This window comes from Clostridium sp. C2-6-12 (assembly GCF_009928485.1).
Classification (GTDB): domain Bacteria; phylum Bacillota; class Clostridia; order Clostridiales; family Clostridiaceae; genus Clostridium.
The window spans coordinates 1-15,628 of sequence record NZ_JAABNP010000036.1; the positions used below are offsets into that span (position 1 = coordinate 1).

13 protein-coding genes and 1 pseudogene are annotated in these 15,628 nt (G+C 29.3%); 12 read left to right on the forward strand and 2 right to left on the reverse strand.

Annotation, left to right across the window (positions count from 1 at the left end; translation table 11 throughout):
• The first annotated feature begins 335 nt into the window (after positions 1–335).
• The 7 genes from GXK56_RS22380 (at position 336) to GXK56_RS22410 (ending at position 10,217) form a co-directional block, all read left to right on the forward strand.
• Positions 336–1,493, forward strand: coding sequence for an ATP-binding protein (locus tag GXK56_RS22380; protein WP_160691616.1), 1,158 nt, complete (start codon positions 336–338; stop codon positions 1,491–1,493).
• Between the two features lie 13 nt (positions 1,494–1,506).
• Entirely contained in the window at positions 1,507–2,682 is a 1,176-nt protein-coding gene (locus tag GXK56_RS22385; RefSeq protein WP_160691618.1) for a hypothetical protein, read from the forward strand.
• Positions 2,645–2,848, forward strand: coding sequence for a hypothetical protein (locus GXK56_RS22390; RefSeq protein ID WP_160691620.1), 204 nt, complete (start codon positions 2,645–2,647; stop codon positions 2,846–2,848). Before GXK56_RS22385 ends, GXK56_RS22390 begins: the two co-directional genes overlap by 38 nt.
• Positions 2,849–3,127: 279 nt before the next feature.
• Positions 3,128–4,015, forward strand: a complete 888-nt coding sequence (locus tag GXK56_RS22395; protein WP_160691622.1) for a diguanylate cyclase — start codon at positions 3,128–3,130, stop codon at positions 4,013–4,015.
• A gap of 334 nt (positions 4,016–4,349) precedes the next feature.
• The gene (locus GXK56_RS22400; protein WP_160691624.1) at positions 4,350–8,252 is read left to right on the forward strand and encodes an Ig-like domain-containing protein; all 3,903 of its coding nucleotides are present in this window, start codon (positions 4,350–4,352) and stop codon (positions 8,250–8,252) included.
• Between the two features lie 486 nt (positions 8,253–8,738).
• A complete protein-coding gene (locus GXK56_RS22405) occupies positions 8,739–9,176 on the forward strand; it encodes a helix-turn-helix transcriptional regulator (protein WP_160691626.1) in 438 nt (145 codons plus the stop codon).
• Between the two features lie 60 nt (positions 9,177–9,236).
• On the forward strand, positions 9,237–10,217 hold the full coding sequence (locus GXK56_RS22410; RefSeq protein ID WP_160691628.1) for a DUF4268 domain-containing protein: 981 nt from the start codon (positions 9,237–9,239) through the stop codon (positions 10,215–10,217).
• 27 nt (positions 10,218–10,244) lie between these two features.
• On the opposite strand, the gene GXK56_RS22415 is transcribed toward GXK56_RS22410, so the two are convergent.
• Positions 10,245–10,577, reverse strand: a complete 333-nt coding sequence (locus GXK56_RS22415; RefSeq protein ID WP_160691630.1) for a helix-turn-helix transcriptional regulator — start codon at positions 10,575–10,577, stop codon at positions 10,245–10,247.
• A gap of 223 nt (positions 10,578–10,800) precedes the next feature.
• Between GXK56_RS22415 and GXK56_RS28340 the strand changes: the two are divergent.
• The 3 genes and pseudogenes from GXK56_RS28340 to GXK56_RS22430 all read left to right on the forward strand — a co-directional run.
• Positions 10,801–11,031: pseudogene (locus tag GXK56_RS28340) on the forward strand (hypothetical protein); the annotation flags it as partial.
• 632 nt (positions 11,032–11,663) lie between these two features.
• Positions 11,664–11,891, forward strand: coding sequence for a hypothetical protein (locus GXK56_RS22425; protein WP_160691634.1), 228 nt, complete (start codon positions 11,664–11,666; stop codon positions 11,889–11,891).
• A gap of 60 nt (positions 11,892–11,951) precedes the next feature.
• The gene (locus tag GXK56_RS22430) at positions 11,952–12,338 is read left to right on the forward strand and encodes a hypothetical protein (protein ID WP_160691636.1); all 387 of its coding nucleotides are present in this window, start codon (positions 11,952–11,954) and stop codon (positions 12,336–12,338) included.
• Positions 12,339–12,827: 489 nt separating this feature from the next.
• On the opposite strand, the gene GXK56_RS22435 is transcribed toward GXK56_RS22430, so the two are convergent.
• Positions 12,828–13,118, reverse strand: a complete 291-nt coding sequence (locus GXK56_RS22435; protein ID WP_160691638.1) for a hypothetical protein — start codon at positions 13,116–13,118, stop codon at positions 12,828–12,830.
• 274 nt (positions 13,119–13,392) lie between these two features.
• Here GXK56_RS22435 and GXK56_RS22440 point away from each other — a divergent pair, with 274 nt between their 5' ends.
• Positions 13,393–13,626, forward strand: coding sequence for a hypothetical protein (locus GXK56_RS22440; protein ID WP_160691640.1), 234 nt, complete (start codon positions 13,393–13,395; stop codon positions 13,624–13,626).
• Between the two features lie 697 nt (positions 13,627–14,323).
• Positions 14,324–15,235, forward strand: coding sequence for a DUF3991 and TOPRIM domain-containing protein (locus GXK56_RS22445; RefSeq protein WP_160691642.1), 912 nt, complete (start codon positions 14,324–14,326; stop codon positions 15,233–15,235).
• Positions 15,236–15,628: the final 393 nt, after the last annotated feature.

Here is a 15,628-nt window from a genome sequence, read left to right on the forward strand (position 1 = left end):
GGAGAGGGTGCGGGAGTGATGGGATGGGTTTGGGGGACAATTTTATCTGCTAACATAGATAGAAAAATTCTAAAGAATTTTAAGGAGTAAGAGTAGAGGTTTAAAAATGTAGAGTATATCGGACATGGAGGTTTTTCAATATTCTTTATGAGTTTATACACTATAGTAGAGATATTTCTAAATAGAGATAATTGGTGATGATAAGTAAAATTAATGTAGCGGAAATATGAGAAATTATAGAAAAAATGATAAAATAAAAATATAGAATTTATTAATTTTGATAAAATGCAAGTGATTTATGAAATTTGTTTGTAATGAGAGGTTCGTGATTAAAGATGAAAGATAAAAGAAAGTTTGAATTAGAAATAAAGAAATTAATAGAACAGAAGTATGAGGGGGATTATTGGGATTTTAAGCAAGAATGGCATAAAGATAATGAAAGGCTTCTACATGATATTATTTGCTTTGCAAATACAGCCCATGATAAAGATTGCTATTTGATAATTGGTGTATCTGATACAGGAGAAATAATTGGAGTGAATGACGAGAATAGAAAGAAGCAAGCTGATATACTTGATTTGCTTTCAAATACGGTTTTTGCAGTAGATAACATTCCAGAAGTTGAGTTAAATACAATTGAAATTGAAGATAGAGAAATAGATGTCATAACTATATTTAATTCTTATAATGTTCCTTATTACTTAAAAAGTAAGAGTAGAAGGTACAATAATATAAAAGAGGGTTACATATATACAAGAGTTGGTGATAAAAATACTCCAATAAGCCAAAATGCAGGTATACAGCAAATAGAAATGCTTTGGAAGAAGAGGCTCGGATTAACACAACCACCACTATTTCAAATAGTAAATAGATTGGAAAATAAATTAGAGTGGGTACAAAATGAAGATACTCGTTACAATATTTATAGACCTGAATTTAAATTAGTAGAAGAGTATGATGAAGAAGATTATGATAGAAGAAAAGGTGAATTCTATGTTTACTCTCAATATAACTCGAATTTCATGTATAAAAATCTAAAAATAATGTACAATGAGACTATTTTAAAGGAATTTCAATTAGTAGTTTTAGATAGTGGAAGATATACAACACCTGTCCCTCAATGGGGATATGTAGGATATGATAAGTTTGGTGTAAATCATAAGTTTACATACAAATATTTTTTGAAAGACAGTATTGATTACAAATTACAGGAGTTTTTCTTAGATATACAGGATAGTGAAGAGGTATATGCTAAGAAAAGATTAGATAAAGTGATATTATATTATGAAAATGAAGAAGAGAGAGCAGGATTTGAATACTTCATAGAGGGCAATCAAGAAAAGATAGATTATTATATAAGTGAAGCGGATAAGGAATACTTTGAAATAGATACTAATAATAAGTTAGAGATTAAAGAATGTAGGCGTAGACTATCAATAGGATTAGCGTTAAATAGAGCATTGTGTGAATTTAGAAATAGACTAATTAAATAATGGGGTGGAATTAATGATAACTATAGATTATGAAGTTTCAGAAAACATACTTAGAAAAATTAACAAAAATATATACTTAATAATTGAACTTTTTAATGAAAGCTGTGAAGGCTTAGACTATGAAACTTTTTTAGTTGAAATATTTCCAGAATTCTTGTGTAGAAAGAATCAAGAGAAGTGTATAGAAATTTTAAAAGAATTGGAGGAATATACAAGAGATAACTATTATCATAATTTAAAGCCTATTCAAGAATATGCTTTATTTAATTTATTAGGATGGTGGTTAGAAGTTACTGATTGTGATTTTGAAGAAACAATTGATGATAAAGATATAAAATCATTAGATGATAGATATATTGCAAATAATATTAATAACATAGATGTATATAAAGGATTTATGTTTGAAGATTGGGATTTTTTAGACGACTCGTTATCTGATTATATTGAGTTATGTAAAAAGAACCCAGAGTTTGTTGAAAAGTTTTTTCATATAGATTTAGAGGAATACCTTGAATTAATGCCAGATGATATAAAAGAAGAATATTTTAATGCTAAAAATAAATTGAAAATTAATTTAAATAAAGAGGATAATATAGAAGAATTAATTGTAAAATTAATCTATAATGCTACAAAATATAAAGAAAATGATCCAAGAAGATTAATGAATACATCTGAGACGCAATTAAGTGATGATGTAACAGCTATCATAAAGGAGAAATTACATGATAATGGAATAATTGTTACGAGAGAAATGCCAAGCGGATTTGCCAAAAAAGGAATAGGGGAATGTGATTTTTACATATATACGTATAACGATAATATATTTAAAGTTGTTGCTATTGGTGAGAATAAGGAATGGGGGAGCTTTGAAAATCAATTTAAACAATTATTAGGCTATATGAATTCAGATACTATGTTTGGTTTTACAATATTATTTAATAAGAACGTTAATTTGGTAACTGCACTTAAAAAACGTAAGCAAATATTAGAAGAGTTATATGTTGAGATAGATGGTGTGAAAAATTTTGAGGTGGTCGGAGAAATAGAAGAAGTTGAAGGCATGTCAAATGTTTTAAGGACATTGCATAAAAATCCTGAAAAAGAGAACTCATATTTTAGAATTTATCATTTTGTTGTTAATGCAAAACTTGATGAAAGACAAGAAAGTGCTTTGCAAGCAAGAAAGTAAACTATTTTTAATAGGAAGAGAATGTGTAGACGGAGCATTGTTTAGATGGAATATGATTATAATAGAGGCAAAAAGACCTGTATATATCATTAAAGATAAAATAAAGATGGTTGTAGCACATAATGTATTCGATTTTTATCAAATAAGAAGTATATTCTATTTTTGAGCATGATTGAAATATAAATTTGGTTTTATATTCCTTCATGCCTTTTTAGGTGTTTTTTTATCTTGTAAAGCGACTTATCATATACAAGATGGAAAAATCATTTTTACTATTTGATCTATCAATGAAAAGTATTGTAATATTTACAGTAATGGTAATAAATGCTATAATATTCTCGATAATTATGGAATTATTTGTCTTTGTAAAAACAATTAGCGCTTACATAGAGTTTTTCAGCAAGGTCTAATAAAGAACAAATTATAAATTTGGAGGAATAATATAATGTGCGACAATAACTTTAAAGTAGAAGAGCCTATACGTATTATATTGAATAAAAACAATAGAATTGAAAATAGTAGTATAGATGAAAAAATTGCATATGGTTATCTAAAAAATTTAAGTATATTTAAGCAAAGTTTTGATGATAAAAGCATTAAATATATTTTAAAGAATTATTTTGTAACTATTGATAAAATTGCTCTGAATAATGAAGACTATAGTGTTATTACAATTAATTCTTTATGTGATTGTAAGAAGTGTCATTTAGCCCTAATAGATAAGGCAACAGGATTATACAATAGGAATTATTTAGAGCAGGTTATTCAAGAATCAAAAGATAATGACAAGTTGAGAGTAATGTCAATTTTGATGATTGATATAGATAATTTAAAATCTATCAATGATAAAAATGGACATTTAGAGGGAGATAGGGCAATTAAATTAGTTAGCCAAGCAATAACAAGAAGTATTAGAAAGCATGATATTGCGATAAGGTATGGTGGCGATGAATTTGTAATTATATTATTTGATGAAGATATTGTAGGTGTAAATAGAATAGAAGACAGAATAAGAAAAGAAATGAAAAATAATAGTCCAAGCGTAAGTGTTAGTATAGGGATTGCCGATACTAAGAATTTTATAGATGTGAAGGAATTAATTAAGATGGCAGATGAAAAGCTATATCAAGAGAAAGATAAAAAGAAATTATTGAAGCAGATAGAGACGCCTAAATTGAATTATATAAAGCAGGAAATTGAAAAATTAAGAGAAGAATTAAATAGTAATATTATTGAAAATTTACATGATATAAATAATAAGGAAACATTAGAATTGAGCCAAAAATTAGATGATTTAATTTCATCATATCTTAATAATATTAGTTATATTTGACGGATGAAGACTAAAGAATAAATACAATCAGCAACACAAACCCTACTATAGGAATTTATAGATTAACTACTTTTAATTTTGACTAACAGAAATGTTAGTCTATTTTTATCTATTTTTTGAAGTATATAGAAGTGTTTTGATATTAAACACAATATGCTTAAAGCATAAAAAATACTTGCAATAAGCATATGTCTAAATTAAAATATATTTATATTAATGTAAAAAACATTAAAAAGTACCATATAATTAGCAATATCGTAAAAGGGGTTAGATTATGGCTAATTGAGGAAAAAGTATTTTTGGGCGTAAATATGAATGCAGGAGAGAATTACGGATGAAGAGAAAATTTTTAGCAACTTTATTAACGACAACGGCAATAATTGCCAATGTACAATCGGTAGCTTATGCTACAACAACTACAGTTTCAACTGAGGCAGATTTAAGAACTGCTCTATTAAATGCAATGAATAACAGAGAAGTAAATTTTGATATTCATTACGTTGGAACAGATACATCAATAATGACCAACCTAAAAGATATTACATCACAAGTAGGTAATAATACAGATGAATATTTACAGTTGTCATACAGTAGTGCTTTTCCAACCATTACTGGTACAGCAACAGATTTTGTTGCAAGTTACAAGGCAGATTATTTATCAACAAAGACTGAGGAAGATTATGTTGATTCTAAGGTACATGACATAGTATCAAGAATTATAAAGCCAGGAATGAGTGATAACCAAAAGATACAAGTTATTCATCAATACATATTAGACAATGTAGTATATGACTATTCTTTAAGTAAGAGAACAGCATATGAAGCATTAGCTAATGGAAAAGCTGTATGTTCAGGTTATGCAGGCTTATTCTATAAAATGGCTACAGAAGCAGGTTTTCCTTGTCACATAGTTTCAGGAACTAAAAAAGGTGATGGTCATAGTTGGAACTTGGTTAAGGTTGAAGGTAATTGGGTTCATGTTGACACAACTACTGATGATATTAGCTCATACAACCAAATTGTGCTTGGAGAAAGTGATGATACACTTAGAAGTTATGGTTATGAATGGGTAAATACTGTTTGGACACGTTTCACAATGCCATTAGCTCCTAATTACATGAATAGAGATAGTATGACAACACTTGCTACTGACGCTGTTGTTACCGCTGAAAATTCAAGAGTTCAAGCTGATGTTGATTATGCAACAACTTTAGTAAATTCTATAGACGTATTGGTTGGTAAAGCTGATGAAGACTTACAAACTGAATTAAAGAACAGGTTAGCTACTCTACAAAGTTCTATGGATACTGGATTAGATAGTGCTGACGCTATTAAAAAGGCTACTGACTCAGTTGCTATAGCAGAAGCTTCTAAACTGCAAGCTGATGTTAATAGTGCAAGAACTTTAGTCAATGCTTTATTAGGTAAAACTGATAGAGATAGCTTAACATTAAGATTAAATGCAGTTCAAAAAGCTATTGATGACAAGTTAACTTTAGCTACAAAAGCTGTACAAGCGGTAGAAGCACTTAATTTAAATTTAGATACAAGTAGTAATAAGGCTTATCGCGATGATGTACAAGCTAAGATAGACATAGCTGACCCTATGGTAAACATTTTAGAAAGTAGTACAGATAAAGATTATTTAATAAAAAGATTAAAAACAGTAAAAGACAAGTTAAATAATCTAAATAACTTATCTAATGCTACTGAGGCTGTGACCAAAGTTGAAACGTCTAAAACACAAGCTGATTTAGATAGTGCTAAATTATTAGTTCAAAAATTCATTAATGAAATTGGTACAACTGATATATTTAATGAATATGGAACATATAAAACTGACCTATCAAACAGATTGACTGCCGTAGAAAATTCAATAGGTGGGGGAGCAACTACTTCTACTGAGGCTACAAAGGCTGTAGAAAAAGCAGAACTTTCACATCTTCAAGGAGATGTAGATAATGCTAAAACATTAGTAAACGCATTAACTGATGGAACTGATAAAACTGCTCTATTAAGTAGATTATCTACCGTACAAGGTATCATTGATACAAACAAAGCATTAGATGACGCTACAAAGTCAGTATTAAAGGCAGAAAATTCAAAAGTTCAAGCTGATGTTGATAGTGCTAAATTATTAGTACAAGCGTTAGCTGATGGAGTTGACAAAACAACATTATTAGGTAGATTAGATACAGTACAAAGCATTATTGATAGTGCTACAAAACCTGTAACTGATATTAAAGTATCAGGTATAACTATTAATGGAGATAGTAGTATTAGTGCTAAAAATGGAACAACTCAATTAAATGCTAATATAGCTCCTGTTAATGCAAGTAACAAGGACATTGAATGGACTTCAAGCAATGATAGTATTGCTACTGTAAGCGTTTCTGGATTGGTTACAGCTAAAGCTGATGGTGATGTAACAATTACTGCAAAAGCTAAAGATGGAAGTAATATCACAGGAATTAAGAGTATTTCTATTAGTGGACAAACTGCTACAACACCTGTAACTGATGTTAAGGTGTCAGGAATAAGTATTACTGGAAGCGGTACTATTATTAACAAAGGTGGAACAGTAAAATTAACTGCAACATCTACTCCAGATAATGCTACTGATAAATCAGTAACATGGACTTCAAGTAATACAGGTATAGCAACAGTAGATAATGCAGGAACAGTAACAGCAATAGCTGATGGAAATGTAACAATTATTGCTACAGCTAAAGATGGAAGTAAGATTACAGGAACTAAAACAATTACTATTTCAGGTCAAACAATTACAACACCTGTAACTGATGTTAAGGTATCAGGTATAAGTATTACTGGAAGTAATGTTATTAGTAGTAAGGGAGGTATAACTCAATTAACCGCAATAGCTACTCCAACTAATGCGAATAATAAAAATGTTACATGGAGTTCAAGTAATTCAAGTGTTGCAACTGTAAGTTCAACTGGTGTAGTTACAGCTAAAACAGATGGCTCTATAACAATAATTGCTACTGCAACAGATGGAAGTGGAATTGTAGGAACTAAGACAATTACTGTTTCAGGACAAACTACAACAACTACTCCTGTAAATAATGATATTAAGGTTACTAACGTTACTGTAATGGGTAATGGAAATATTGACGTTAAAGATGGAACTATAACACTTACAGCGTATATTAGTCCAATTAATGCTACCAATAATTCTGTTACATGGAGTTCAAGTGACCCAAGTATAGCTAATGTTGATAATCGTGGAATAGTCACTGCAAAGTCAAATGGTTCTGTAACAATTACTGCTACAGCAAATGATGGCAGTGGGTTTAAAGGTAGTAAATTACTTGTAATTTCAGGACAAAACAGTTCAAATAACAATAATAACAACACTGGTAATACTGACAACACAAATACAGGTAATAACAATAATAATAATAATAATACAAGTAACTCAACATTGAAATCTGTTAGCATTTCTGGTACAGAAGAAGTTGGAGAAAAATTAAAAGCTAAGATAAAGTATGATGGCAATAAGCCAGATGTCGAATATCAATGGCAAAAATCTAATTCAAAGAATGGTGAATATGTTGATATTTCTGGTGCAACAGAAGATACTTATAGGGTGAAAACTTATGATGATAATAAATATTTAAGAGTAGTAGTTAAGGTTACTAATGATGGTGATAAGCATACTTTTTATGATACTACAGGTAGAATAAAGAAGCATGTTTACATGAACGATGACACATCAAAAAATGATACATCTACATCAGAAAATAATAACAGTGTAAACCCTTCGACAGTTAATACTGCTCCTGTTAATAATTCGTCATATTATAATAATGTCCCTGTTAATAATTCTTCATATTATAATAATTCACCTGTTAATACTTCGTCATACAACAGTGGTCCAGAAAAATCAAAGCCTTCAATGCCAGGAAGTAGCACTGCTTTCACAGGAAATGGTTCATTTGTTAATCCATCTGGAAGACCTGTGAGTGGTTGGATAGGTTCATCTGGGAATTGGTACTATTTAGATAGTGATGGAGTTGCAAAGACGGGTTGGGTAAATGACCAAGGAAATTGGTATTATTTAGACCCTAATGTTGGATATTCACGTGCAACAATGAAAACTGGTTGGATAAAAGACAATGGGAAATGGTACTATTTAAATTCATCAGGAGCTATGTTGGCTAATACAACCGTAGATGGATATGTATTAGGTAATGATGGTTCTTGGATAGGATAAGAATTAGAGGCTAAGGAGCGATAATCCTTAGCTTTTTATTTTGAATTAACATAAGAAGATAAAAATTTTTTGATAATAAGTTAAAAACAGCTACAGATAAATCTATAGCTGTTTTAAATGTAAAATTATGTGAAGTTTTGGTAGGACATTCACAAATATTTATAGAAAAGGCGTTGGTCTTTTTGGCAATTTATTTATGTATTTATTATATCAAGATTGGTTTTGAATTGTAAATAATACAATAGTCAACAATTTCATAACTATAGGGAATGTTAGTGATTAACAGCAAAAGAGACCTCCGAAGAGGTCTCTTTTGCTGTTAATCTAACCTGATAAGATTGGACTAAACTTGAATTTTATAGTTCCATAATACCACCAATTTTAATATTATGTCAATTATAAAATTACTGACAAATGCATATAAGATAGAAACCAATATAAAAAAGGAGCTATTAAGATTAGCGAAGTGAATAAGGAGGAAAGTACATGAATGAGAAGGTTAAAATAGGAGATGTGCTAAAGAAATATAGGGAAGAAAAGGGTGTGAGTTTAGCTGTTGTAGAGGCGGAGACAGGAGTTTCTCGTAGTTATATAAATCGTCTTGAACGGTCTTCAAGAAGCAATCCTACATTGGAAAGTGTTTCCAGGTTAGTTAAGTATTTTGGTATCCCATTTTCTACTTTAGAAGAAATATGTGGGTGTTCAACAGATGAAGAGGATAGTATACAAAATTTGGATTATCTATTGCTCAATGAGAAGTATATGTTTGCTAATATAATTGCAGATATTAATTTAAAAATTGCCTTACGAGATTTTGTTACGGAATTAGAAAATTATTGTACTGTAGCTAATATTACAAGACAGGAAGAAACTAAATTATTAGATTTAGCGGATGTTCTTAGGGGAAATCTGCTTGGAATGTAAAAATTAATGTTAGAAAAAGAATCAGCTTAGGCTGATTCTTTTTTAGAAAGGTGTGGTTTCGTGGCAATAAATGGAAGCAATAAAGAGTTTCTCTTTGCAACATTTCTAAAGCTAAATAAAGAAATAATTGAAGGAGAGCTTGGAGTGAAGATAGATTACCTACATTTAGAAAAGACTTTCAAATCCAGGCGAGTCGATATGAATGGGGCAATTAATGGGAATAAAGAGAGGTTATTGATTGAATTGCAAACAGATACAAATAGCTATCAAGTCCATTTTAGACAGGTTCAAGAATTAATTGCTATTGCGAATGAAGATGAAGAGACTGTGATTGTCTACTGTTCGCTTGGTGCAAAAGAGGATATGATTACAGAGCTTATGCAAACTGTTGTATTTTATTCAGAAAAGAATATAAGGCTTATTTTTCTAAAAATCAACTCAGATGTTATTCCAATATTGCAAGAAATAAATATTATTGATAAAACATTGCAAATACGAGAATTACAGCGGTTAAAAGATATTGATAAAATATTCATAGATAAAAAATCTATAGAAATTAGCAACAATATATCAACAAATCTAATAAAAGAAGAGCAAGAAATTATAAGCTATGAGGAAGAATTACTGCTTAGCATTTTGAAACGACTAAGAATTGATTCTAAGGAGATTTCTGTAAATATACACAGATACAAAAATTTAAGTGGAAAGAACTTTGGAATTGGGGGGAATTATTCAGGAATAACGTACAAGGTGTTAATTAATAAGAAAAATAAAGTAGGGGTAGAGCTTTCTTTTGATAATGAAGGAAAAACGATATACTACAAATTGTTAAGAAATAAAGAAATGATAAATGATGAATTTGATTATAACTTAAAATGGGATAAAAATTTTGAAAAAATAGGTATTTATTATCCTATAGCACTATTTTATACAGAAAGACAAATGATGATAAACAGGATTTGTAGGGATACAAAGAGGCTTATTATCGGATTTAACAAACATTTAAAGAAGGTAGTAGAAGAGTTAAAAATCAATACTTAGGATTTAAACCAGACATAGTTGTCTGGTTTATTTTTTGAGATTAGGTAAAACTGTTTTAAAAATCTCATCAATCACCTTTAATTGTCGTTTAGAAGCATTATTTATATCATCAATTAAATTGTCTTTATTTACATCTATACTGTCATCTCCAAAAACTATATAATCAAGACTGATATTCATTTTCTTAGCTATCTTTACTAAGGTTTCCAAAGATGGGAGCCTCTCGCTTCTTTCGATTTGCGTGTAAAACGATGTAGATATATTTATGGCTTCTGCGAATTCATCACGAGTTAAACCCAAAAATTCCCTGTTCTTTCTAATTCTGTCTCCTAAATATTTCCTGTCAATTGTATAATCCATTAAAACCACCTCGCATATATTAACTTTACAGTTAATACATAGGTGATAGAATACGCTTAAAGCGTAAAAAAAGATTGCTTAAAGAACATGTGTAAGCTAAAATATAGATATAATAATATAAAAAGGGAAAATAAGGTGAAATATGAAGAAGAAATTATTAACATTATTATTAGGTCTTGTTTTATCAACTAACTTTATTATTCAAGCTAATGCTTCATCAGCTAAAGGGTGGGTGCAATCTTCAACAGGAGCGTGGAGCTATACCAAAACAGATGGTACTAAAGCTACTGGTTGGTTGAAGGATGGAATAGACTGGTATTATTTCTGGTCTAATGGTGAAATGGCTACTGGTTGGGTTCAAGGTAACGGAACTTGGTATTACTTAGCTTCCAATGGAGCTATGGCTACTAATACTGTAGTTGATGGATGTTATTTAGACGCTAATGGTGCATGGACTTCAAGACCAAGTGGAAACATATATACTGGTGCTGAAATTAAGGATAAAGTACGTACTTTAGGATTTCTTGACGAAAATGGAGGAATGACACTTAATCCAAATGGCGTAAGTGGTTCTGACCAAACTGATTATATGTGTTTTAACGTATTATCTGGAAAGAATGACATGAGTATAGGAATTTTATGTACTAATTCAGAAGTAGAGCAAAAAGTTCCAGTTATACTAAATTGGATATTGCCAACACAAGGAAACTATTTAAATTCTGTATTGTCAGATAGTAACTTGAAATCTCAAACTCTTGAATTAGATGGAAGAACAGTAACAATAAATTCACAACAAAGGTTCTTAAGTGTTGCTTTCGGACCAATAAAATAGGAGAGTAGGATTAAGGTTCAAGCTGTAGAGCTTGGAGAATAGGTTCAAGGATAAGGAGCTAAGGCTCTTGATTTTGAACCTTAAATTCTATTTGTAAGGAGAGTTTAAATGGACTTAAGAAAGTGCTAAAAAGACTTAATTATTATATTGCTAACTAAATTGCAATTAGGAATAAAATGTTGTAAATGATAATTGTCCAGTGAGCCCCAAAGGCATTTAAAAAGGCTATTTCTTGATAAGGAGGTGAAGTTTAAATGGGTTATAAAGAATCCGTAAAGATATGGAATGATGGAGAAAAACAGGAATTGCTTAACGATTTCTATGCTGAATTTACATACAATTCCAATAAGATTGAGAATCCAGATACCATGAGGAGTGATGTTCAACATATTTTTAAGCCAGAAACTGTCACAAGATTTAGAGTTAATGACATTATAATTAAGCTTTGGAAGACTTTAATGAAACGCAGGAAGACTTTTTGAGAAGACAATTATATAAAATATGAAATAAATGGTATATTTTAAGAAAGGGGGGGAGAATAAATGGATATAAAACTTGAACAGCAAGATATATGTGAATTTATGAGAAATTTCTATGACTGGCTAATAAAGATTGCAAGAAAAGACTACGACGAACTTAAGTTTAAGAAATATGAAGATTTTTATGAATATTATGAGCAGGTAGAAAGAGTATTTATAGAAAAGAAGCAAGATGTAAGCGATAATGTTAATCTAACTCTTTTAAATAGGGATTCAACCGAAAGATTAAAGGTTATTATATATATAACGAAGCAAGAATATAAGGTCATATCAGATTTAGACCCAGAAGAAAAAGATTTTAGATACTTTAACGCTTTGCTTGGATGGTATTCAGCTATAGTGGCAGAAATAGATATGTGTATTGATAGCTTATTAAACAAACAGACATAGATTAAGAAAAAATAAAAGATAGGGATGATATTTTTGGATAATAATATAATTTGTGAAATTGAATATGGCAAAAAAACAGTGATTTGAATGTTATCAGATTGCTGTTTTTTTTCGTCTACTATTGGCAACAAGTCCATTAATAATGAGAGGAGGTGGGAAGTTATGTCAGAGATAGTTGCAACAGTAACAATAGCATTAGCGACATTGATTTCAATGACAATTATTGGAGTGTACGCTATTAAAACCATGACAAAGATAGCAAACAAAGATAATGATAAGTAGCAGATATTATTATATTTAAATTTTAGGGAGGTGAATAGAACATATAATTCATCAAATATAGTAAAAAAAATTATAGAGATAAAACAATTAATATAGAGTAATTGTTGCGGCCGCAATAAAAAATATTACATGATAAAAAAGTTAAATTGAAATTTGCAGGTTTATAATGCCTTAGTACATAATTATAGGCATTATAAATACCCATAATTAAGCAAGAAATGATACTTCCGTACTGTAAAAAGTATTATTTTTTATTTCTATGTATATGCAAAAGCAGTTGCCAATAGAAGTTGTTGAGGTTAGTAATATATATTTTTCATTAAAATTAGTAGTTGTACTATGGATTTTAAGACCAAGCGTAGGCATAATTGCATTAGCTTCAAATATGATTTCTTCTGTAAGTAAATTACACCTCTGTTTATCTAAGTTTTCTATAGTTAAATTTTGTAGTTTTTTATTAAGTTTATCCTGTATTAAGTATAAAGTGTCGCTTATCATTTGTTTCTCCTTTGATGCTATGTTATGTTTGTTTATACTTAAATTATATTTAAAAATCAATAATTTGATAATGCTTTAAGTGTTCTATAAAGCTTTAGTATAACAATATAGTAAATATAAAATATTTTGTTGCAGATAGTCAATTTTATAGAAACAAACGTTTGGATGTTATAGAATATTAGTATTAGTTAGATAAGGGTAATAGATGAAATTTATTTAATAGTGTATTAACTATAGAAAAATTTATATATTTAAATAGGGAGGAGAAGTAATTATGGAGATGGAGAAATTAATATATGATGAATTGAGGAATATTAAAATTGACGCTTATATTCAAAACGAAATATTAAAAAGGGAACTGGAAGAGAAAGCAAAAGAGGAAGCAGTTTTTGCGATTATGTCAGAGCAAGTGAGAATTGCATGTAGGCTTATAGGTTTGTTGGAAGATAATGTTATTAGTGAAGTGACGGGAATTTCAGTATCACACTTGCAGTGTATGAAAAGTTGAATATAGAGTTGAGTGAGACTAAAATACAGGCTATGGTTTAGTAATTAATAGAGATATATTAATTAACAAACCATGGCTTTTTATATTAGAAAAATAATAAATATTTATATGTATAAATATTAAAACGCAGAGTATAAAAATAAATTGTCAGAATATTCACAACTACTCTCGAAACATAATCCTATATATACTAAGAAAGTTTGATAGTCGTGGCCATAATAAAAAAGATTGTTCTTACGAACAAACATATACCAGTAAAGTATTTGCAGTTGGTCTGGTATATATGCGTTATATTGGGAAACTATAGATATTTTTTGAATAGTAATCATAAAGTACATAAATATAAAGATGAATGAATTTTAATAATTATACAGAGTATATGAGAAAGGAATAAGTTGATTAATATTATTGTGGCTATTAATATGGAGTAGTCACAATTTATTACAAGAGATTTACAAACACAGATGAATTTATAGCATAGGTTGTCAATGTAGAAACATAAAATAGCAATAATTGTGCATAGGAGTAACTATAGTATGATGATATAACCATTGGTGTATTAAATACAGACAAGGGTTGTAACATAAGTCAAAAGCTTATTTGATTATACTCGAACCTGATAGAACCTCGAAACCATTTAAACCTTTATTGGTAATTGGTAATATATAAAAAATACAAATGATAAAGGAGAAACGATATGAGTTTACGAGAAAAAGCTAAAAGGGTTGATTTGAAAACATTCATAGAAAGGCAGGGGTATACATTTATTATGGAAAGTAAAAACCATTACCGATGTATACAAGATAATACTTTGACGGTAACTTATAAATATAAAGATCCTATATATTTTTGGTTTAGTAGAGACCAAGAGGGAGACATTATTACATGGGTTAGAGAAAATATAACCAATAATGACTACAAAGAAGCGATTAAGTATTTAGCAGATGAATGTGAGGATATAGCTTACTATATTCCACAGCTTAAAGAGAAAAGTGAAAATGTTCATATAGATATTAAATATTCAGATAATACTAAAAGGGTTTACGCATATTTGGTTAAGACAAGAGGCATTGACTCAAAAATTGTAAATGAACTTATAGGAAATGGAAGCATAAGTGAAGATGATAAACATAATGTTGTTTTTCACCACAAGGACAGTAGTGGCAAAATAAAAGGTGCTGATCTAACAGGAACAAATACATATAAGCGATTCAAAGGAACAGTAAGGAATTCTAACGAAAATTATGGATTTACAATCAAAGTTGGAACTGAACCACAAGGTATACTGATCTTTGAGGCCGCAATTGATTTGTTGTCATATTTTCAGTTGAATAAAGGCAATTTAGAAAACTGCTTGCTATTATCTATCGGTGGTTGCGAAAAAATTAAAATGATTAAAAACTATTTAGATACTTACACGGGGATTGATACCATTATTGTATCATCAGACAATGATGTAGCAGGTAGTCATTGTGTAAGCAATATTAAATCCATGTACTCAGCGTATCAGGTTATAGATAATAGAGAAGAGCTTATAAAATTAGATGTTAAAGACTTCAATGAACTTTTGCTAAAGAAGAAGCAAATAGCAAATGGAAAAAATAAATAATAGAATAATTAACAAACGCCCATGCTTATTAAAAGAAAGTAATGGGTTTTTATTCTTATAGCGTAATAGGTATTTGCATTAAATAAATTGGAATATGTTTTGCTTGAATATAAACTTATTCTGGTATTTAAAGACTATAAGAATTTATTATAAGTGGACAAAAATACATTAATAAGTGTAAGCAGGTATATATTAAAGTGAACTTAAGTAAAAAGCTAAAGCGCATAAATTATTTATAAGGTATAAAAGTGCTTTTGCTTAAATGAATTTCTTTTTTATTCCCATTTGCATTTTTGCATTTAATTTAGAAGTCCTAATCTTAATAAAACTCCAATTAGAGATGTGAAGAATTATTAATATTTCAACCTTATATTTGGAGTATGAAATAATTTT

Excerpts from the sequence above, each read along its gene's own strand:
- GXK56_RS22380 (WP_160691616.1), top strand. The coding sequence starts at position 336 with ATGAAAGATAAAAGAAAGTTTGAATTAGAAATAAAGAAATTAATAGAA.
- GXK56_RS22440 (WP_160691640.1), top strand. The coding sequence starts at position 13,393 with ATGGAGATGGAGAAATTAATATATGATGAATTGAGGAATATTAAAATT.
- GXK56_RS22415 (WP_160691630.1), bottom strand. The coding sequence starts at position 10,577 with ATGGATTATACAATTGACAGGAAATATTTAGGAGACAGAATTAGAAAG.
- GXK56_RS22430 (WP_160691636.1), top strand. The coding sequence starts at position 11,952 with ATGGATATAAAACTTGAACAGCAAGATATATGTGAATTTATGAGAAAT.
- GXK56_RS22405 (WP_160691626.1), top strand. The coding sequence starts at position 8,739 with ATGAATGAGAAGGTTAAAATAGGAGATGTGCTAAAGAAATATAGGGAA.
- GXK56_RS22395 (WP_160691622.1), top strand. The coding sequence starts at position 3,128 with ATGTGCGACAATAACTTTAAAGTAGAAGAGCCTATACGTATTATATTG.
- GXK56_RS22400 (WP_160691624.1), top strand. The coding sequence starts at position 4,350 with ATGAAGAGAAAATTTTTAGCAACTTTATTAACGACAACGGCAATAATT.
- GXK56_RS22385 (WP_160691618.1), top strand. The coding sequence starts at position 1,507 with ATGATAACTATAGATTATGAAGTTTCAGAAAACATACTTAGAAAAATT.
- GXK56_RS22425 (WP_160691634.1), top strand. The coding sequence starts at position 11,664 with ATGGGTTATAAAGAATCCGTAAAGATATGGAATGATGGAGAAAAACAG.
- GXK56_RS22445 (WP_160691642.1), top strand. The coding sequence starts at position 14,324 with ATGAGTTTACGAGAAAAAGCTAAAAGGGTTGATTTGAAAACATTCATA.
- GXK56_RS22390 (WP_160691620.1), top strand. The coding sequence starts at position 2,645 with ATGAAAGACAAGAAAGTGCTTTGCAAGCAAGAAAGTAAACTATTTTTA.
- GXK56_RS22435 (WP_160691638.1), bottom strand. The coding sequence starts at position 13,118 with ATGATAAGCGACACTTTATACTTAATACAGGATAAACTTAATAAAAAA.